Annotated in this window: 3 protein-coding genes; all 3 read right to left on the bottom strand. The window is 35.0% G+C overall.

What is annotated here, in order from left to right; all coding sequences use genetic code 11:
• Positions 1 to 199: 199 nt before the first annotated feature.
• The 3 genes from IPO86_06900 to IPO86_06890 all read right to left on the bottom strand — a co-directional run bounded on the left by IPO86_06900 (position 200) and on the right by IPO86_06890 (position 24,133).
• Positions 200 to 5,500 carry a T9SS type A sorting domain-containing protein gene (locus tag IPO86_06900; GenBank protein ID MBK9727828.1) on the bottom strand — a complete coding sequence of 1,767 codons (5,301 nt, stop codon included), beginning with the start codon at positions 5,498 to 5,500 and terminating at the stop codon, positions 200 to 202.
• Between the two features lie 221 nt (positions 5,501 to 5,721).
• Positions 5,722 to 11,079 carry an HYR domain-containing protein gene (locus IPO86_06895; protein MBK9727827.1) on the bottom strand — a complete coding sequence of 1,786 codons (5,358 nt, stop codon included), beginning with the start codon at positions 11,077 to 11,079 and terminating at the stop codon, positions 5,722 to 5,724.
• 211 nt (positions 11,080 to 11,290) lie between these two features.
• A complete protein-coding gene (locus IPO86_06890) occupies positions 11,291 to 24,133 on the bottom strand; it encodes an HYR domain-containing protein (protein ID MBK9727826.1) in 12,843 nt (4,280 codons plus the stop codon).
• Positions 24,134 to 24,419: the final 286 nt, after the last annotated feature.

Genomic DNA, 24,419 nt, shown 5'->3' with positions numbered 1-24,419 from the left:
AAAATACCTCGCTAAAAACGCTGAACTCTAAAGAATGGAATTATTTGGGAATTATTCCAAGTGCAAACTTAATACTATTTTTTATATATTATAATATTTTTTAATATTTTTTAATAAAAACAGCCATTGCTTTGGAACAATGGCTGCTTTATTTCTTCTGGCCGAAGCCAAATTCACTAAATTTATTTAGATTTTTGTTCTATTCTAATATCACCATCTTCCGGGTTACCGTATGTTCCCTATAATCTACCTGATAATAATACACTCCTGCATTTGGTAATTGTGATTTATCCAGACTATATTCATTATACCCTTTACGCATCTCTTTCCTTTCCTTTAAGTATACTTTACCCGTAATGTCATATACACTTATGGTTACTTCTCCATTTTGTGGCAACAACATTCCGATACTCGTCTGGTGCGTCCATGGATTTGGTTCATTCTGTAATACTACAAATTCTTCTTCCAGCATGCCCCGGTAACTCAACACTACATTGCCTTCTTCTTCACTTCCCTTAACTACCGATAACGCTGGCGTAATTACTGAATTTAATACCATCACTTCCGATACTCGCAATGCTGCTTTTGCTCTCACTTGTATTCTTATGATCCAATCTCCATCCTTCATCCCACCATTCCAACTAAAGCTTAGCTTGCCTTCTCCAATTCCTTGCAGTGAATAATTATCGTCGCGTATTCTCAATTCTCCATTTACTTCTACTCCTAATACTTCCAGTTGTTTGACATCCCACTGTAAACTAAATTGAAGGCCTTCATATCCACTTCCATTTAATACTCTCATTTCTAGTTCTCCTGACTCCTCTTTATTTAACTTCAATTCCTCTGTCTGTAATTCCAGTACTTGTTTACTTCTACTCTGCGTTGCATTGAAGCCTTTCGTTACTGCATTCTCATTTACATCTCCTGTCTTGATTGCATAAAAATCTAATTGCATATCTGCATTCAATGGATTGATCTGATAACTCTCTGGAAAACTTTCATTCAATGCATTACTCAATTCATTAAACGAATACAACTGATGTACAAATCTCCAACTCGTATTTCCCGATATCTCATTCGTTATTCCTAATATCAATCTTCGCAAATCTGATACATCTTTAGAGGTGATCGTCTTACTCTTATTCACATCTGCTGCTATCATCTTATACGCCGAACCCAAGGGTTCTAAGCCTAATATATGACGCTGTATCTTTACAATATCTGCCGTCGTGACTCCATTCAACCAGCCATCTGTTTTACTTGGCATCACCGTCATCGTTTGTCCGTTTGCTATTTGGTTAAATGCATACTTGCCTTCTATATCCGTTTTTACTTCCTGCATCCCACCATTCAACAATTCAATTGTTACATTTTGTACCCGATCTGCTTTTTCTGTACTTACCAAGCCGTTTACATCTGAATTCTTTATCGTCGGTGGACAAAATCCACTATTGTCCTGGATGATTATAAACGTCCGGCAATACGACGTATTTCCATTCACATCCGTTACCCATAATTCTACATCCCGTTTTCCAATACTATCGCAATCGCACACGATATATTTATCATTCGTATCGGATGAAAAACTTAAACTCACATAATATCCACAATTGTGATACGAACCTGCATCAAAATCTTTTGCCCATACAGAATCCATTGCCGTATCTGGTATCCCATCTCCGTCTAAATCCATCGGTGTTAAATTCGTAGATAATCCATTTAAACAATACGCTGTCGGTGGTTTGCAATTTCGTAAATCCAATATGAAACTTGCTTTCGCTGTATTTCCACACCGATCTTCTACTTCCCATTTTACGATATGCTTTCCAATTGGCCATACCCCTTGCGCTACATTCTCTCCAATTCCTGCTCGCACAATATCGATCGTTCCATCACTATCTAAATCTATCTTATACGTATACAACATCAATGTCGAATCCGTGCAATCATCACTGGCTTCAATCGAAAAAATTACCGGTATCGGACGACAGTTTACATCATAACTACAGATCACTGTATCCTGACTTACCCGTTTGATTATCGGATCTATCAGATTTGTTACTTTTATATATTGGGTATCTGTCCAGATAATTACATTGCCATCGATATCGCGTTGACACCAATCAATTACTTTCCATACCCGGATGATTTTAAAACATGGATCTCCCGGTAGGGTCGCTGACAATACATGATCATGATAACTATAACCTATTAAACTACATTCATCATCATTTACTACCGGCTTATTATATGGATAAGTTAATCGCTCCGGTAATAATTCGGCTGGATTACAGATGCCGGACGTCGCGTAATCATCCGGAAAATCAATGTCGTTGATATCAAACGTATCGTGATTAATTATCGTAATAAACTGGCTACAATAATTACTCACATTACCCTGTAAATCTTCTGCATTAAAATATCTTATAATATAGCCTAGACCACATTGATTTATATTGCTAAAATCAGGTGTATTGACGATTGTCGGTGGACAATTATCTTTTGCCAGGCCATCTAATGGATGCCCTCCGATTTGATGCCAGTAGATTGGATCTATTATAATCGTATCCCGATCTGCTTGTTCCGTTACTACTTTTCCAAATACATCTAAATTATTGAAATCTATATCAAATCTGCAATCCACTGTAATATTTGGTGGACAACTGATCTGCGGTGCTTCTTTATCCTGTACTTCTACATTCACCATACAGATCGCTTCATTACCACTATGGTCTATGGCTTTAAATCCTACCATCACAGTCTTGCCTACATCCTCACAACAAAAGCCTACTTCCGGACCCCAATCATCTTCTCCACGGGTTCCACATGTGTTTGGATCCATTCGGCGCACTTCAAAATGATGCAAGGCACATTCATCAAAACTTCCATCATCAAATATTTCTGCCGGTACCCAATTATAACCACTTTGATTTAAGGCTACCACCGTATTGCGATCACACACTGCCACTGGTTCTGTTTCATCCCGTACATGGATTATTATATAATGCTCCGTCAAATTATAACAGCCATCATAAACTCTATAATATATGGTATCTTCTCCTACTGGTAAATTTACATAACCGCCATTCTGACCTAATAATATTCCACCTGGATAGGCTACATCAATTCTCAATTTATTATGACATGCATCTTCCGCTTCAATACTCGGCAATAACACTCTCGCTTCGCAATCTCTTCTTCCAGTCGTCGCTTCAAATCCATACGGTGCATGGGTAATTTCAGGGCCTTCTACATCTTTTATAATGATCAATTGCTGACTGTTTTTAGTAATTTCCGTTCCGCACCACCATTCTCGAACTGTCCAAATTCGCATGATTTTCCACACACAATTAATTTCACCAAGATCTATATCTTCATAACTTATTAATATATTACAATCTAGTAATTCATTTAATGGCCATATATTATTGAGGCTTCCATCACTTTGATAATGATAGGGTACTCTGGTAACTAAAGGACTTGGATGTCCATTTTCATCTTTAAGAAATTTCGTAGTGCAGGAAAAATTAGAGAAGTCAAGCGTTGGCAAAACTATATCTGCAGCAGTAACCCGCTTTACAAATATAGTATCGGTACACTGCGACGAATTTCCCCCAGCATCCGTAATTAAGACATCCCGATAAACAGCTTTTAAAAAAAGTGGGTTGCAATCATAATGTTCGACTTGTTCATTGATTGTTTTTACAGAATAGTGACTACAATCCAGTCCTTCATAATTTAATGGAAAATCACGTTCGAATATATTACAATCGACCGTATCTGCACGACAGATTATCGTCGGTGCTAATTTATCTTCTATCAATACATCACTCCAACAAGAATTACCTGTTGTAGGATCTGTAACAGTAGCGATAATATGTTGTCCTAAATAATGGGAGTCAATTGGATTTGGAACTGGTTTTCCATAATGACTTAAGGTAACATCAAAAACGTCATAACAATTATAATCTCCTGTCAATAACATTTGAGGTGTTATTAATACCTGACAAAACTCATCTAATGAAACATTTACATTCTTGCAGGATAAGCTTAAAGATCCAATCACATTCACAGTAAAACTACAAGTAGCGGTTTGTCCAACAGCATCAGTTACTTGATAAACATTCGTAGTAACACCAGGAGGAAGAGGATTTCCCGAAGGAATTCCAGAAATTAATTGTATTTGAAGACCTTCTTCAAATTCTATTATATGTCTTCTAGAAAAAAAATCGTTTGGTAAATCGTACCAGGTACCTGCAACTAGATCCCAATAAAAAACAAAATCTCCGTCAATTAAACCTGGTTGTAAAGGTCCCCATTTTGTATAATTTAAAGGTTCTCCTGTAGTCCATTTATAATCTCCTAAAATTGGAAAATATCTTAAACCTATCCAATACTGATTATCAAATAATCCTGGTACAAATGGGATCGCTGCATTCAGAAAATTATTTTCTGCAGCATCTTCTATCGTTACTAAATGACCACCAAGTTGAGCTGCTATTAAATTTGCAGTTAACCAATTTGTTTGATTTGGTAATCCAGTAGGGGAAATATAATATGTATTTCCATTGTGTATACCTAAAAATTGATATCCTATTGGTAAAACTATATTTGTATTGATACAATTATCAGATGCATCTACATTATAACAATACACCCGATTACAATCAAATGTATCTAAAAGAATATTTACACTTGGCGGACATGTAATTGTCGGTGGTGAATCTGTAAGTGTTACATTGAAATTACAAAAACTTACATTCCCTGCACAATCTTCAATTTGATAACTTACAGGATATGTGCCTGCACCAATTGGCGTTCCGTTTCCGGCTCCTGGCGAAGATTCTGGTGTTGGCCCAGCTATTTGTTGGATTGATAAATTGTCATAAATAAAATTACGTATTGTTAAAAATGTTTGTGCTCCGGCATTATTGGATTGTACTCGGAAGCAAAAAACATCTCCTAAATTTAAATTTACGGTAATGTTTCCTGATGCATTGATTCCAACATTCGGAGTGAGTTGAACGGGAACACCATTTATTACATAAAATGCATGATCTCCATTAAAGGATACGGATATTCCTGTTTTTCTTGCAGCCCAATTAAACGTAAATGAACCATTACAATTTGCTGTAAAACACAAATCTGCATTTGTGGTTCCAGCTCCGGATGTTGTTCCTTTTATGCGAACAGAATCAGGAGTAAAATCAGTAAACTGCGCTCCAGTACCTCCAGATAGTTGTGCCCAGTTTGGAAAACTTACAAATCCTGTAAATCCAAAAATTGGCGAATGACAAGCATCAAAAGCGGTAGGTAATGGCCAATAAACCGAAGGCGTACATACACCAGGGCCTATGGCGACTGTAAAATCGCCTGGACAAGTTAAAATAGTAGGAGGTGTAGTTTCTAGAAAACAATTATTTTGCGCTTGGGCAAAAAATGAATTCACTTGAATAAATAATAATGCAAACAATAAATACAGCGAAGTAGTAATTTTCATAATCAATTAATTAAAAAAGGGAAAATACCTCGCTAAAAACGCTGAACTCTAAAGAATGGAATTATTTGGGAAATATTCCAAGTGCAAACTTAAAATTAGTTTTTTATATATTATAATATTTTTTAATATTTTTTAATAAAAACAGCCATTGCTTTGGAACAATGGCTGCTTTATTTCTTCTGGCCGAAGCCAAATTCACTAAATTTATTTAGATTTTTGTTCTATTCTAATATCACCATCTTCCGGGTTACCGTATGCTCCCTATAATCTACCTGATAATAATATACTCCTGCAATCGGTAATTGTGATTTATCCAGACTATATTCATTATACCCTTTACGCATCTCTTTCCTTTCCTTTAAGTATACTTTACCCGTAATGTCATATACACTTATGGTTACTTCTCCATTTTGTGGCAACAACATTCCGATACTCGTCTGATGCGTCCATGGATTTGGTTCATTCTGTAATACTACAAATTCTTCTTCCAGCATGCCCCGGTAACTCAACACTACATTACCTTCTTCTTCACTTCCCTTAACTACCGATAACGCTGGCGTAATTACTGAATTTAATACCATCACTTCCGATACTCGCAATGCTGCTTTTGCTCTCACTTGTATTCTTATGATCCAATCTCCATCCTTCATCCCACCATTCCAACTAAAGCTTAGCTTGCCTTCTCCAATTCCTTGCAGTGAATAATTATCGTCGCGTATTCTCAATTCTCCATTTACTTCTACTCCTAATACTTCCAGTTGTTTGACATCCCACTGTAAACTAAATTGAAGGCCTTCATATCCACTTCCATTTAATACTCTCATTTCTAGTTCTCCTGACTCCTCTTTATTTAACTTCAATTCCTCTGTCTGTAATTCCAGTACTTGTTTACTTCTACTCTGCGTTGCATTGAAGCCTTTCGTTACTGCATTCTCATTTACATCTCCTGTCTTGATTGCATAAAAATCTAATTGCATATCTGCATTCAATGGATTGATCTGATAACTCTCCGGAAAACTTTCATTCAATGCATTACTCAATTCATTAAACGAATACAACTGATGTACAAATCTCCAACTCGTATTTCCCGATATCTCATTCGTTATTCCTAATATCAATCTTCGCAAATCTGATACATCTTTCGAGGTGATCGTCTTACTCTTATTCACATCTGCTGCTATCATCTTATACGCCGAACTCAAGGGTTCTAAGCCTAATATATGACGCTGTATCTTTACAATATCTGCCGTCGTGACTCCATTCAACCAGCCATCTGTCTTACTTGGCATCACCGTCATCGTTTGTCCGTTTGCTATTTGGTTAAATGCATACTTGCCTTCTATATCCGTTTTTACTTCCTGCATCCCACCATTCAACAATTCAATTGTTACATTTTGTACCCGATCTGCTTTTTCTGTACTTACCAAGCCGTTTACATCTGAATTCTTTATCGTCGGTGGACAAAATCCACTATTGTCCTGGATGATTATAAACGTCCGGCAATACGACGTATTTCCATTCACATCCGTTACCCATAATTCTACATCCCGTTTTCCAATACTATCGCAATCGTACACGATATATTTATCATTCGTATCGGATGAAAAACTTAAACTCACATAATATCCACAATTGTGATACGAACCTGCATCAAAATCTTTTGCCCATACAGAATCCATTGCCGTATCTGGTATCCCATCTCCGTCTAAATCCATCGGTGTTAAATTCGTAGATAATCCATTTAAACAATACGCTGTCGGTGGTTTGCAATTTCGTAAATCCAATATGAAACTTGCTTTCGCTGTATTTCCACACCGATCTTCTACTTCCCATTTTACGATATGCTTTCCAATTGGCCATACCCCTTGCGCTACATTCTCTCCAATTCCTGCTCGCACAATATCTATCGTTCCATCACTATCTAAATCTATCTTATACGTATACAACATCAATGTCGAATCCGTGCAATCATCACTGGCTTCAATCGAAAAAATTACCGGTATCGGACGACAGTTTACATCATAACTACAGATCACTGTATCCTGACTTACCCGTTTGATTATCGGATCTATCAGATTTGTTACTTTGATATATTGGGTATCTGTCCAGATGATTACATTGCCATCGATATCGCGTTGACACCAATCAATTACTTTCCATACCCGGATGATTTTAAAACATGGATCTCCCGGTAGGGTCGCTGACAATACATGGTCATGATAACTATAACCTATTAAACTACATTCATCATCATTTACTACCGGCTTATTATATGGATAAGTTAATCGCTCCGGTATTAATTCGGCTGGATTACAGATGCCGGACGTCGCGTAATCATCCGGAAAATCGATGTCGTTGATATCAAACGTATCGTGATTAATTATCGTAATAAACTGGCTACAATAATTACTCACATTACCCTGTAAATCTTCTGCATTAAAATATCTTATAATATAGCCTAGACCACATTGATTTATATTGCTAAAATCGGGCGTATTGACGATTGTCGGTGGACAATTATCTTTTGCCAGGCCATCTAATGGGTGGCCTCCAATTTGATGCCAGTAAATTGGATCTATTATAATCGTATCCCGATCTGCTTGTTCCGTTACTACTTTTCCAAATACATCTAAATTATTGAAATCTATATCAAATCTGCAATCCACTGTAATATTTGGTGGACAACTTATCTGCGGTGCTTCTTTATCCTGTACTTCTACATTCACCATACAGATCGCTTCATTACCACTATGGTCTATGGCTTTAAATCCTACCATCACAGTCTTGCCTACATCCTCACAACAAAAGCCTACTTCCGGACCCCAATCATCTTCTCCGCGGGTTCCACATGTGTTTGGATCCATTCGGCGCACTTCAAAATGATGCAAGGCACATTCATCAAAACTTCCATCATCAAATACTTCTGCTGGTACCCAATTATAACCACTATGATTTAAGGCTACTACTGTATTGCGATCACACACTGCTACTGGTTCTGTTTCATCCCGTACATGGATTATTATATAATGTTCCGTCAAATTATAACAGCCATCATAAACTCTATAATATATGGTATCTTCTCCTACTGGTAAATTTACATAACCGCCATTCTGATTTAAAAGCACACCACCTGGATATGCAATATCTATTCTTAAATCATTATGACAATAATCAAATGCTTCTATCGATGGAAGCAATACTCTTGCTTCACAATCTCTTCTTCCAGTTGCCGCTTCAAATCCATACGGTGCATGGGTAATTTGAGGACCACTTAAATCTTCAATAATTATTAATTGAACTTCCGTTCTTGTAATTTCAGTTCCACACCACCATTCTCTTGCAGTCCATGTCCGCATAATTTTACGCACACAATTTATTTCTCCTAAATCTAAATCTTCATAACTCACTAATAAATTACAATCTAATAAACTATTCAAGGGCCAAACTCCAATGCTACTTCCATTGTAAAGATTTACTAAAGGAAAGCCGGTGTATAGTACTGCTGGATAGCCTGAATTATCTATAAAAATTTTGTATTCACAAGTCAATGTGGTGATACCATTTGGCAAAACCAGATCTGTAACCTTAATACGTCTAACATATATGGTGTCCGTACACGATTCTGCGTTTCCATTAATATCTGTAATCAATACATCTCTATAAATAATTTTTAAAAAGTTTGAATCACAATCTAAATGCTCCACCCGTTCACCAATCGTAGTAACTTTATAAGGACTACAATCCTGAACAGTATAGTTTAAAGGAAAGTCATGATTAAATGAATAACAATCTGTAGTATCAGCACGACAAATTAATAAAGGTGATAATTTATCTTCAATAAATAAATCACCCCAACAGGAATTTCCTGTAAGTGTATCTCTTACCGTAGCTGTAATATGTTGACCTAAATAATGTGAATCTATTGGATTCGGAACTGGTTTGCCATAATGACTTAAATCAACAACCATAGTATTTGTGCATAAACCCGAAACAACCATATCTGGAGTAATCAAGGATTCACAATTTTCATTTAAAGAAATATTGAGATTCTTACAGGACATGGAACCTATCCGCAAGATTGTTAAATTGAAAGAGCAGGAATCGATATTCCCATAACAGTCTCTTACTTGAAAACCAATATCATAAACACCGGGCTGGATTGGTTGCGTTAAATCAGGACCCGATACTTGTAATGGAAATATAGAATCTGAAACGAAATTAAAATTTGTAATTATAAATGTATCTTCCATTGCCATGCTTGTAGATCGCACATAAAAACAAAGTGGATCAATACCATTCGAATGAATGGTTACGGTACCAAATTCAAAAGATCCACCTGGTGGCGTTGATAAAATACTATCCTTCCCATTAAAAATTATCCCAGCTTCATCCCTACGAAATCCTCCAAATCCAATGGAGGCTCTCCAATCAAAAGTAAATATACCTGGACATCTTGGTTGAATACATGTTGTTAAAACAGAAGTGTCATTTCGCTCACTTCCGGGTGTTCCATTATTAATACCTACAAGTACTAAAGAATCTTTTCCTGGGCTCACATATACAAATCCATCCGTTCCAACAATTCCATCTCCATTTCCTGGCTCTGCAGCTTCTGTTAATTGGATTCCATTCATTGTGGGATCCATACCTAAATTAAATCCGACTATTTCTTTACAAGGATCAAATGTGGTTGGTATTAAATAATCCACTAGCATGTCACAACGTCCCGGTAAATTTATTGTTATTGTAGTATCATTTTGGCAAAATGAAATCAAAGGTCTTGGAGTTTCCAATACTACTTCAACGTTAAAGGAACATGTTGAAATATTTCCAGCACAATCTGATGCGGTATATTCCACAGGATAAATTCCTTGAGGTATAATATCTCCAGGTTTAGGTCCATTCGTTTGAATAACATTTATCTGACCCGGAACAAATATAAAATTGGTAATTGTAATACTATCAACACCTAAGGTATTATCAGATACCACTTCTAAACAAAATCGATCTCCTTCCTGAATTAGAGTAGATGCAACAAGACCATTTGCTGTTGATCCATTTCCCGTTGTCAAATTTGCATTTACATTTGCTCCATGTACCATATGAGTGATTGTAAGTCTTACCCGGTCATTGGCAAATCCATCTCCATTATTCATTCTAGCTCTCCAATTAAAACTTAATTGGCCTGAACATGTGGCATAAAAACAAACATTGAAAACATTATTCCCATTCCCTGGTGTGCCGTTGGTAGTTCCAACTATAGTTAAAGAATCGGTTCCATGTAAAAGCAACTGCCCATTATTACCATTTCCATCTCCCTCATGAAATGAGAAAAAATCAACCGCTGAAATCGCACTGGTAGTTAAACAATTATCAGGATCCGCAAACGGATCACTCCAAGTTACTGTGGTACCACATTCACCAGATGGTATTGTAAATGTCATGTCCGGATGACAATTTACAATCACCGGGGGAACATTATCAGGATCACAATAAGCTTGTGCATTTGATAAATTAGGAATTAAAAATATTCCTAAAAAAAGAATGGAATAAATAGAACATGTAAATGTTTTCATCATTGTATTTTATTTTGAGTGTCGTGCTAAATTGAAAATCTAAAATGCCTAATATTTGGATGAATTTATATATCGCAAATTACTTCATAGAAAAATCGATTAGAATTATTTAATGAATCAAATCACAAATACTCAAAAATCTTAAAAACAGCTCCTGCACTTCTACAGGAGCTGAAAAAACGAAATCGATTACTACACACTATTTCTTAAGACCTTAGTCTATTAAAATCATTCTCCTAAACAAACTACTCTTGTTTGTTTTCATTTGGTAATAATATATACCACTCTTATTCAATACATTTTTGTTTAATTCAAATTCATGGTATCCTTTTGAAAACATTTTCCTCGTTTCGAAAACCAATCTTCCATTCATATCAATAATACGAATTGCAATTTCTGTATTCTCAGAAGTCTGAAACGGAATTATTGTAGTTTGTTTAAATGGATTTGGAATATTTTGGAATAAACTTAATCCATCCTGAACAGAATTTTGATCTAGGAAATCCAAATGAATATTAGAACTGCTACCATCCTGGAAATAGGCTTCTGAAATAAAGTCTTCGTTTCCAATTTCCAATAATTCTGCTACTTGTGCAGATTGCTTAACCAAAATTCGAAGCTTAATCTTCCAGGTTTCTTGTGAAGGAAGCGTTTTTACATAGGATATTCTAATACTATTTTTTCCAGGCACAATAAAATAAGCATCTTCTTTAAGTTGATTAGATTCATCTCCTACGACACCTTGAATAATTGCTTTTGTTGGATCTAAAACAAGCTCAAATTGCATACCTTCTAATTCGGCAAATTGAGACATATCCAACTCAATTTCATGCAGTTGATCTTTCTCTAAGAAATTATTCTGTGCTACAATCAAAACCGGATTAGATTCTCTGTTTTGAATTTTATCATGAAATAATGAAGGATTATTTGAATCATCCACATCACCCATTTTAACACCTGTAAAATCCAAATAATAATTTTTATTAATATTGGTAATTTGATATGATGTTGGGTATACTTCACTTAATGGATCTTCCTGATCTTTAAATTTAAAATCTGATAATAAAAATTTCCAGGAAGGACTATTTGTGAAATGATCTATTTTACCAAGAATTAACTTTCTGATATCTACAACGTCAGCCGCTGTAATTCGATTATTATTATTTACATCCGCTGCAACAAATTTCAATGGATCTGTAAAAATAGTGGTTCCTAAAATATGTCTTTGAATATGAATAATATCAGCAGTAGTAACTCCATTCACAGGATTTAAATCATGTTGTGGGGCTACTTTATAAGAACCTCCATGAGGCATATCATAAAATCCATAGAAGCCATCATTTCGGGTTATCGCTACACCCGATTGCCCACTATTTAACATAACATCTACACCTGCCATATTGATAGATTTTCTAGATCTAACAAATCCCTTTACTGTCGATGAGAATGTTGGTCCACAAATGGTATCCTGATCAACCGCTTGCAAGAATGTAGCACAAGAATCCAAATTCCCTGCATCATCTTTAAAATAAACGGTTACTGCTTGCGTATACTCATAATCACGAATTGAATCACAACAGAATATTCTAATGGTATCACTGAAATCATTCCGATCAAATGAAGTAATAACAAACGCTGAATCTGTACAATTGTCTTTAAGTTTAGATACAAAATCCTGCGAATTAAAAGTTGCACAACCATCGTCTTTAATCTTTCTCACTACTTTAATACAGGTAAATTCTGGTGCAATGGTATCAATGATTGTTATTTTAACAATCTTAGTAGATACATTACAACAGGCATCTTCTGCTGTAAATGTGACAGTCGTCATACCTACTGGATAAAACCCTGAAGCATCTTCCATATTATTATTTCCATATGGAGAATTATTTGTAATCTTAATGCTCAGTGAATCACAATTATCAACAAATGCTTTTAATACAACAAAATTATTGCATGCTGTATCATTTGCATACAAAGTTGTATCCTGAACTCCTAAAATATTAGGAGCAGTGGTATCATCCCTTTGAATTAACTGAACAAACGTTAAGGTTACATTCGTACAACTATCAAAAACCATCCAGGTTCTTTCAATGTCGCATGTTTGTCGAACCTTACACAAGTTACTATCTGAAAAAGTTATGTTCACTTTAAAACAGGTAATACCGGAGGAATCAAATTTTGGAGTACCGGTGTTAGAAGTATCTATACTTTCACACTCTGAAACTGAAATTGGTGAAGGTGGCCAAATCATATCTGCATTTTGCAATGGATCCGGATTATTTACCGTAATCACTTGTGTACAGGAATCTCTATTACCAGAAGCATCAATTGCAACAAACTTTCGAGTGATGGTACCTATTCCACAAATATTTTGAACCCGTGTTACCGTTTCTGTAAATGTTGTACCCGGACAATTATCTGTAACTACAGGAGTACCAAATTGTGATAAATCTTTTGTATCAAAACTACAGGGTACCGTAAGATTACCTGGACATGTAATATCTGGTGGTACTGTTTCGATAACTGTAACTTTGACAGTACATTGCGCTGTATTATTACAACTATCCTTTGCAGTAAAGGTGACAGTCGTCATACCAACTGGAAATACTGAAGGTGCATTATTTGTAAACGTAACTCCGGCGTTACAACTGTTATTCAACTTTGGATTCATTAATATGAATGACTTTCCGCAAGTATTTGGATCCGCATTAACAATCGTATCTTTTGCACAAGTAATAGATGGAGGACCTTGATTCTTAAGAATCAGATGCTGCACGGATGTAGGCCGCTGCGTTATACTACATGAATTAATTGCAGTCCATGTTCTTAAAATGGTCAAACACTCACCACCGCCTATAATGCTATCTTTAAAAGCAAAGGTTACAAAGCCACAATAATCCTTTTTCAAACTTGGTTGACCTGTAATTTTTGGATCCAATGTTGGGTTACAGGTAAAAGATGTAAATGAATCTTTAGGCCATGTAATATCCGAAGGATTCAAGTTAACATCCAAGGTGATTTTCTGAATATAAAATACGGTACTATCATAATTAGGTTTGCAAATAAATCGCACAGACCAATTTCTTTCAACAACAAAACATACTTCTAAATTACTAGTCGTTACCGTATCGTCCTTATAGCTTACCTTTATTGAATCGCAAATACAAACCACTGTTGGGTATCCATTTAAGGAATCCGGTAAAAATGGTTTCTTACAATCTGTTACTGTAATATCTGCTGGAAACTTAACTCGAGGACCATCAGGATTTGTAACCTTCAATACTTGTCTGAAGGTAAATTGCTGCTTAAACTGACCCGAACTACAGTCATTTCCTACTGTCCATGTCCTGTGAATTATTTTGACACTATCATTTTTGGAAATTGTTTGGTCAATGTAGGTAATACTCACATATCCACAATAATCCCATAATAATTTAGGGACATTATTGATTAATCCGGTATCAACAGAGCCCGGACAGTTATCTACTATAACTGAATCTTTTGGCCATACGATATCAGAGAGTTGTAAATTTATTCTTATTGTAATGAGCTGAGTTCCTTTAAATGTTCCACTTACTTCCGGTGGACAATTATAAACAGATGTCCATTTTCTATAAACTACATAACACGCATTCGGCACATTATTAACGACCGAATCAATATATGTATGGGTAAAATTATCACAAGGACAATTCAACTTCGGAAATCCATTCAAAGAATCTGGTAATAAATTCTTCTTACAATCCGTAACCGTAATATCATCCGGATAATCCACTTGTGGACCATTTGGTTTCACTACTTTTAACAATTGAACAAAACTAAATTGCTCTTTAAATTGTGTAGAACTGCAATCATTTGCAACCGTCCATGTTCTGAGAATTTTCTTGCAAGTATCATTTTGCAAGATGGTTTGATCTGTGAATCGTATACTTACAAATCCACAAAAATCCTTTTTCAATCTAGGAACATGATTTATAATTGCTGTATCTACACTCCCTCTACAATTATCGACATATACAGAATCACTTGGCCAGGTAATATCATTTAAGGTCAAATTAATTCGTACTGTAATTAATTGCGTACCCGTAAATGTACCACTTACATCTGGTGGACAATTAAAAGTAGAAGTCCATTTTCTATATACTACATAGCAGGTATTCGGAACATTATTGACAATTGAATCCTTAAATGTATGAATTGAGAAATTACATGGACAATTTGTTTTAGGCACACCATTTAAAGAATCTGGTAATAGTGGTTTTTTACAATCTGTTACCGTAATATTAGGTGGTACTATATATCGTATTCCTGCACCTTCAACTACTTTTAAAACTTGTCTAAATCCGTAACTCTGAGAAGGGACACATTTACTAAATACCGTCCATATTCTTTCATAAAACACGCAATTTTGCTCTCTTCTGATTTCCTTATCAGTATACATCAACATCACATTATTATTATAAACACAAAAACGTGGTACTTCACCAATGGTAGCTGTATCTATAGCACCTCTGCAATTATCAACAAGGATTGAATCACTTGGCCATACAATATCCGATTCACGCAAATCTGTAGTAACAATTATGGTTTGAACTCTGTCGAATTTTCGTTCTGGCTCTCCGATACAATTAAACGTAACTGTCCAGGTTCTATGGATTACAAAACAAGTATTTGGTACATTTAAAATAATACTATCCTTAGAACTTGTTCCAGTATGAACACAACTGGTACAATTACCTATGGATGGTCTGGAATTTATAACTACTGGGTCTGTATTTTGAGTACAATCTTTAATCGTAATATTTGGTGGAAATGTAACACAACCACATAAATCGACATTATTATTATCCTGAACATCTATAAATGTATTGCAACAATCTTGCTTACCATTGGATGCAGTAACACATAACGTAATGGTTCTCCGACCAATACTATCACAATCATACGTCACAGATTTAACAGAGGTATCTCTACCGATCGAGTAGGTTAATGGATAACCGCAAATATGATAACTTCCGCGATCAAGATCTTTAGCCCAAATGGTGACTAATTCTGCATCTACGCTTCCATTGTTATTAAGATCCATTGGAACCAATGATGTAGAAAGTCCTAGTATACAATATGCTGTTGGAGGTTTACAATTTATAATTTCGAAATTCTGTTCACAAACAGACTTGTTTCCACAACGATCTTCAAATACATATTTTATTTTATGTTTACCTAATGGATAAAATCCACTAGCGTTAATTTTATCACCCACACCAAAATCACTTCTGTCTTCAATATGATCTCCATTAAAATCAATGTGATATTCCCACACTAATTCATTCGCAGGAGTGCAGAGGTCACTTGCTGTTGCAACTAAATATGCATCCCCTCCAAAACAAGCAGTATCTATTATTGCAAACACCGTGTCTTTACAACCCGTTAAAATTTCTGGAGGTGTAGTATTAAATATTTTAATGATTTGCTCATGTGTATAGATATTTGGATCCCCTGTTGTAGGATCATATAATCTACACCAATTCAATACTTTCCATTTTCTTAAAATTTTATAACAAGCATCACTGCCATTTATAAAACGGAACGTATGGTCTACATATGAGATTCCTACTAAATCACAGAAGTCTTCTGTAATTCTAGGAAAGCCATAAATAGTGGGTAAGGTCTCTGGTAGTAAACCATCTGTAATACATATGTTTGTGTCTAAATCTAAAGGCCAAACTATATCTGATGAATCAAATGGTTCCAAATTTATTACCGAAATTCTCTGAACACAAACATCTTGTCCAAATGAATTTCCGGCAATAAAAATTCTATCAATATATCCTTCCCGACACTGATTAATTTGAACGTCTAGTCTTTCTGTATAAGTTACATTGCAATTATCAGAAACCGTTGGTTTGCCAAACTCAGAAAGATCATTTAAATCGTAATGATAATCACAGGCAATGGTAACATCATGAGGACAGAAAATATGCGGTATCGTTTTATCTTGTACCTCTACAATAACCATACAGGTATTTTCATTACCATGTGCGTCGGTTACTTTAAACACTACCATCACTTCGGTACCAATATCCTGACAACAAAAGCGAATGGAATCTCTAAATAAATTATCATTTATACCGCAAGAAAGATTTGGACTAGGATTCATTCGTCTTACTTGCATATTTTTAATATGGCAATCATCATAACTACCATCATCAAAAACAGTAGCAGGTATCCAGGCTTCACCAAAGCGATCTAATGTAATAACTGTTTCTTTATCACAAATTGCTACCGGAGGTGTTTGATCTTCAACCGTCACAATAAATGTACAGGCAGCTGAATTATAACACATATCATACGCTGTAAATGTTAAATTATTTACACCCACTGGCAGCTTCACATAGGAAGCTCTAAAGTCTTTTAATAAACCACCGGTAAATGAAAGGTCAACACTTAAAATTTGACCACAACTATCAAATACTTTAGGCATCGGAATCCAAACATCTGCATTACAAGTAAAAGAATTAGTTGTTGCTGTAATATCATAAGGACATGTAATTGTTGGAGCTATCGTGTCCACAATTTCAATTAATTGTCTGTATGAGCGTTGCTCAAATGTTGTGCAATACCAAATTGTAAATTTCCAATTTCTTAAAATTTTAACGACACAATCCTTACCTGTGTTCAATTCAATATCTTCATAGCTTACTGCATAATCACAATATTTATTATCAGTATTGGGCCAGGCTGGCAGGCCTCTATAATATGGTATCCCTGAAACAGAAGGCAGAGGATGACCTAAGGAATCTGTTTTAAATCTTGTACAAATCAATGGATTCAATTTCGAACGAGTTAAAGAATCCGGAAAATCGATAGAATCTAAATTTATTCTTCTTAAATAGACATTCATTGTACAAGGCAATGAAACATTTCCTGAATGATCTTTGGCTACATAGGTTCTTGTTACAATTTTTGAATAATCCTGATTACAAGGTGTATTTTCAATTTGCTCGTCGATTAATACCCGATATGGATTTGGATCACAATTATCATTAATAAATGGTTTTAAATACGATTTCATTAAAGTACAATCGATCGTATCATTCAAACAAATTAATGTTGGTTTGACTTTATCTTCAATGCTTACTGTCGCCCAGCAAGAATTTCCACTACAAACATTTATAACTTTCGCGGTTAAAGTCTTTCCAATATGATCATAGTATAAAGTATTATTTGGTACCAATGAACCATCTTTATTAAAAATCATCACAGCATAGGAAGTATAATCATATGGTCCACCGATTAATAACATTTTAGGTGTCACCAGGACTTCACAATTTGCATCTAATGAAACTTGAATTGATCCGATACAGCTTACAGGTCCTGCTGTAGCTCCAATGGTTACAGGAATTAATAGCGGACTATAACAAGAATCTGGTAAGTCGACATCAATGGTTAATGTATGTGTTGAACCAATAACTCCTGTCCATAAAACATCCACATAATTATTTGCAGGGTTTGTTAAAATAGTTCCTCCTGTTAATAATGACCAACTATAAATAGCATTTGGAACGGATTTTACTTCATAACGAATAGTCTGTCCTGAACACACATTATTCTGAGATTTAAGGAGTGTTGGATCATTATAAAAACATTTATTAACTCCACTATTTAATTTAACGCCGTATTGATTTGACAAAATAATAGAATATCCGATGCCATCAATATGATTCCCACGTATTGTATAAATACTTGTTCCATCCCCAAGATTTGTTTCATCTAAAATGTAACCGCCAGGTCCGGTTATAAAATCTGTAGGCGCATTTGGAGGTGCTGGACTCAATTCATGATATAGTCCATTCACTTCAAAAATAAACCAGATATCATTTGAAATGGATCTGAAAGAAAGCTCTTCATAAAATTGACCATCATCTGAATTTGTTGCATTGTCTAAACAAGAACAAGGAACGCTTCTTTCAAGATCAACAACAATAATACCTGCAGGATCTGCATCATCTTCATCTTCAACATTACTTAATGGATCTGGATTCGCAGAACTACCATCAGAATCATTGAAAACAACACCACCCGGATCATTCTCCACATCATCATCTGGATGAGAATCATCATCGATAACATTTCCATAATTAACAACTCTAAAAATTTCAGCTCTATTTACTATAATTCCGGCAGTTTGATTCGGATCTACCTGAAGATCAACATATACAGTAACACTGTCTCCAGTTTTTAATCCGCCTTGAGGCAATCTTCCATTTTTTTCATTTAAAAGATAATACGCTCTAGTCAAACCAGCAGCATCAATAGAGCGAATTTCCCAATCAGGATCCACTAAAACTAAACCTTCCGGAATATAATCAACCAATTCAATTTCACTACAGGCAACCAGACCTTGATTATATACCCGAATTCTAAAGTTAATTAAATCACCTTTTTTAACAATGTTTTGATCAATATCTTTAATTAAGGAAAGGTCAAAATTTACTGGATTTGACTCTGCCCCATCATGATCATCTTCATCGAGATCGCCATGATCATCAATCATATTATCTGTCAATGAACCAGGTTGTCCTCCAGTATCATTATCATCAATAGCATCAAAAACGGAATCAAAATCCTGGGCAATTTTACCCACATTGTCTTTAGCAGATTTAATTTCAGAATAATTTGGAATAAATTCTCCTTTGTTTAAATCCTTAATTACTAGTAAAATAGTCTTTGAAACTGACTTTCCTGGAAATAATAAATCTTGAAATTTATAGCTAAGCTTTCCAGCTTCCAATACAGACCAGGATGGATTTAAATCTTCAATAAAAATATAATTTGCATTTAAATAATCTACGATTTCTATTTCAGAAGCAACAACATTGCCCTGATTAAACACCTCCATTTTATACTCTACAGTATCTCCTTTACGATATGCTACTTTCGTATTAAAAAGTGTTTTTCTTAAAGCCAAATCAAAAACAGGAACCCCTGCAGGATCTGCATCATCTTCATCAATGGATGCATCCAAATCAATACTGTTGTCGGTAATTGTATTTACCTCACCACCTGCATCATTTGTTGGATCTGAATCCGGTGTACTATCAAAATCATAAGCTGAAATATCAGTTCCGGAAATATCAAAAACTTTTGAAATTTCAGCTATATTGATTAATCTGGAAGGCTGAAATTCAGAAACCTGGGAAATTGAATACGATAAAATTATATTTCCGAAAGCTGCTAATGTTCCTGTATAAATGAAGGTTGCTTTGGTACCATTCTGTACCCAACCTCCAGAAATTGATTGTTGCGTTAAAGCAAATCCTTCTGGTAAATAATCTGTAATTGTTACATTTTTTACAGGCACATTTCCTTGATTAAAAAGCTGCACTGTAAAATTTACACCAACTGCTTCTTGTAATGAAATATTTGCATTGTATCTTTTAATTAATGCAAGATCCATTAATAATAAAGCTGCAGGATCTGAGTCATCTTCATCGGTAATTCCATCCCCTGTGAAAATATTATCGGTAGCAGTACCAACAACACCACCCGCATCATTGCCAGATAAATAATCTGCCTGGGAATCAATGTCCCGATCTGTATAATTATTTAGAACATTGTCAAATATCGTGGTGATCTCTGCGCGATTTACTAATTCATTTGCTGTTGCATTTTGTTTAACCCGTAAAACCAAATCAATGGTAGCACAAGTATTCGGAAGTAGTTCCGCCTGAATTGTGTTTCTCAACACGCCACCTAATGTAAACCAACCATGATTTTCTAATGGACTTACTTCCAGTCCATTTGGCAAATAATCAACAATTCCAATATTCTTAACAGAAACATTCCCTTGATTACAAACTGTAACATGGAATAATACATCCTGATTTTTCTTAACCGGAGTGGTTATATCTGTTGTAAGAATTAATGCCAAATCTAATATCTGAATACTTGCAGGATCCTGGTCATCTTCATCCAAAGTTCCATCATCATGAATGATGTTATCTGTCGCTGTATAAAGTTGTCCACCTTGGTCATTCGCAGGATTTTGGTCCGGTGTACTATCAAAATCTTTCATTGAAATTGAACTTGCATCACGCATTCCAAAAATTTCGGCTACATCTACTAATTCAGCCAAAATTTTTGATTTTAAAATCAAATGAATTTGGATTTTTTTAGATTGACCAGCTAGTAAGTCTTCATTAATTGTTGTGGTTGCTTTGTTGCCGTTTAAAACCCATCCAGGATTCAGCCCTGCAACAAATTGAAATCCGGAAGGAATATAATTTACAATATCATAATGATTCACAGCAATATTGCCTTGATTGAATATTTCCATTTCAAAGCTTACTGTTTCATTGAGTTTAACAGGAGCTGTATTTATCGTTTTATTAATCAATGCGAGATCAACAATCGGCAAAGATTCGCGATCATGATCATCTTCATCAATAGAATTATTATTTACAATATTATCTGTTTCTGTATTCGGTACGCCACCTTTATCATTATTCTCATCTTCATCTGGTGTCGAATCTAAATCTGTTAAAAGTGCACCTTGAGCATCCATCATTTTTGAAATCTCAGCAGTATTTACAATTTCATTTGGTCTTGCACTTTTATTCAATCTCAATTTAATGTTGATGCTTAATTCTTTACCGGCATCTAAGCTTGAACTTATTAAATATTGAGCTTTGGATCCTGATAAGATCCAACCTGGATTCAAATTTGCTTCAAACGTAAAATAATCATGTATAAAATCTGTGATTTCAATTTGATGAACTGGTTGATTTCCTTGATTTGAAATAATAATATTAAAATTTACCAAATCACCATTTGCAACGGTTGTTGGTGCATCCACTTTTTTGATCAAAGCCAAATCATATTCTTTGATTACATTGGGTACATCTTTAGGTAATAATTTAATAAATCCGATATCAAAACTAAAATCATTTTGACCAGAACCACCTGTATGAATTTTAACAACGGGATAGCCATTTAATTCCTGGCAACCTGGCTCGAAAAATAAGCTCGCATCACTATTCGTTAATTCAACACCAGGTGTTTTATTTACAATTGTCATTTGGAAAGTATCAATACCCAATACAACTTTTCCAATGGATTTATTAAATGATGGGTCTTTTACTACAAGAAAATAGGTCTCAAAGGATTTTAAGGATTCTGTTGTTCCATTTCCATCTAAATCGACATTACTTGAATTAAATAAATAATTTCCATTATTATCAGTAGTGGTACTTGCAATCTGAACACATTTACTATCAAAAAGTGCAAGTTGCAAGCCTCTCCAAGGTTTTTCCGCTGCATCTTGAATTCCATTTTCATTTTCATCTAACCAAACATAATTTCCAATTTCTAAAGGTAATTTCGGACAACCAATAGCTAAATCTCCTAAGCCGGACGATTTACCATAAGCTGAATTGACTTTATTATATAATTGGATAGCAGTTTTCTTTTTTCCATTGAGTGCACTGTATTTATGAAATCCACCGGAAAAGGATTCGTAAATTGGATCAAAAACTGCAGAAACCACATCGGCAGTACCACTTAAAACGCAAACCGTTCCAAAAGATGTTTCCGGATGTAATCCAGGACCAATTGACCAAAAATCATCACCAAAAAATTCACCTTTACCAGGACCTTCAAAATTATTTGGTCCACAACCAATTCTTGAACCTGCAACTGATTTATTTTCGAGATGCCAACCGGAAGCATCTTTATAAGTCATCAAAATATCTCCAAAAGTTCCTGTTAATGGATATACTTGATCACAATAAGTATGTCCTGTCCGATCTGTAATCCCAAGAATCATAAAATTATCATCAGAAAATGCAATACTCGTAAGCCACTGCGAAACAGGTCGTTCAGTTCCCGGAGTTTTTAACCAATATTCTCTTGCAAATGGCGTAGAAAATATAAGATTAAATGTTTTTGTCAATAAATTAAACTCATAAATATGGAAGGTACAATCTGCTTGATTTTTTGAATTTTCAGCAGTACAAGTAACTCCTATATATACCTGTCCTTTATAATATTCAACAGCACCCACTGCATAATCTCCATTATTGCAACCAGGATCTGGAATTTTTATCTCCATAATATTAGCAGCGGAAGGCTGATCTGTTGGAATTACAACAAGTGAATTATTATATAAATTGCTAACAAACAAAAACTGATCATCATCAGAAATATCCATATCGCCTAATCCTGCTTTACCTACCAGATCAGAATATGCACAATCTAAAGGGTCCATATTTTGTGTTTGCCCAGTTTGAATACCAAGCGCATTTACATTCAAAAATAAATTTGTAGTTTGTGCTGTAGGATCTGATACATAGATTCCACCGGTGCCTCCTTGACCAAGACTAGCACCATATTTAACAAAAGCAGCAGAATATAATACCTGTGTGGATTTATTCCATGCCAAACCCCAAACTGCACCAGTCTGATTCAACATTGCAATTTTTGAAAGTGCACTACCACTATTAAATAGAAACGGCATTTGTACTAAAGTTGGAGCCGTTTCAGCGCCTCCAGATTTTACGAAGCACGTAGTATAGAGTTTTGCATTCTCAGGGGTACATATAACTTCTTTGTCTTGTAAACCAAATTGAATATTACAAGCTGGGGCTACCACAAATTTTACATCATTGGCACCTTGACTTGCGGTCTTTGCAAATTCGAAACCGAGTGGCTTAGAAATTTCCAAACGATAAAATTTGGTATTTGTCAAACCCGTCAAGGTATACTTACCCGAAGCATCTGAAATCGCTTGAGAAATTAACTGACCTGCTTCACTATATGCGCGAACTTGAATTTGTTCTTTGTTGACATCACTGGCATCCAAAATGCCATTATAATTTTTATCAACAAAAACAGTTCCCTGTATTTCATTTGCAATTGGGTTACACTGTGCAGCCAATTGTTGCCAATGAAATGCGGTAAACGCAATTAAAAGGATCCAACTTGAAACTTTCGTAACAATAGGATTTGTAACCGTAGAAAACTGGTTAATGATCTGTGTAAGTGTATGATTTCTCATTTTTAAAAAACAATAGGTTAAGCATGTAAAATCGAGCGTCGATTTGGAGTTTATGTGTATAAATCCAAATCTAACGGCTAACCCGTTGATTTCTAAAGAGGTGGAGATGTGGGGGGATGAAAAATATATATATCTCCAGTGCAAATATATAACTTGTTACAATATAAAGCCAAAAATATTAAAATAAATTAGATATGAAATTAAATGTTATATGAAAAAATCAAAATTTAACCTCATAAGTACTTGTTTATCAGATATTTATATAATAATATTAAATGAATAATAT

Source organism: Saprospiraceae bacterium, assembly GCA_016717265.1.
Lineage (GTDB): Bacteria > Bacteroidota > Bacteroidia > Chitinophagales > Saprospiraceae > Vicinibacter.
Note: the sequence above shows the minus strand (reverse complement) of the source record. Positions and strands in the feature narration are given on the sequence as shown.

Coding starts and splice junctions, on each gene's coding strand:
- IPO86_06900 (MBK9727828.1), bottom strand. CDS start 5,500: ATGAAAATTACTACTTCGCTGTATTTATTGTTTGCATTATTATTTATT.
- IPO86_06895 (MBK9727827.1), bottom strand. CDS start 11,079: ATGATGAAAACATTTACATGTTCTATTTATTCCATTCTTTTTTTAGGA.
- IPO86_06890 (MBK9727826.1), bottom strand. CDS start 24,133: ATGAGAAATCATACACTTACACAGATCATTAACCAGTTTTCTACGGTT.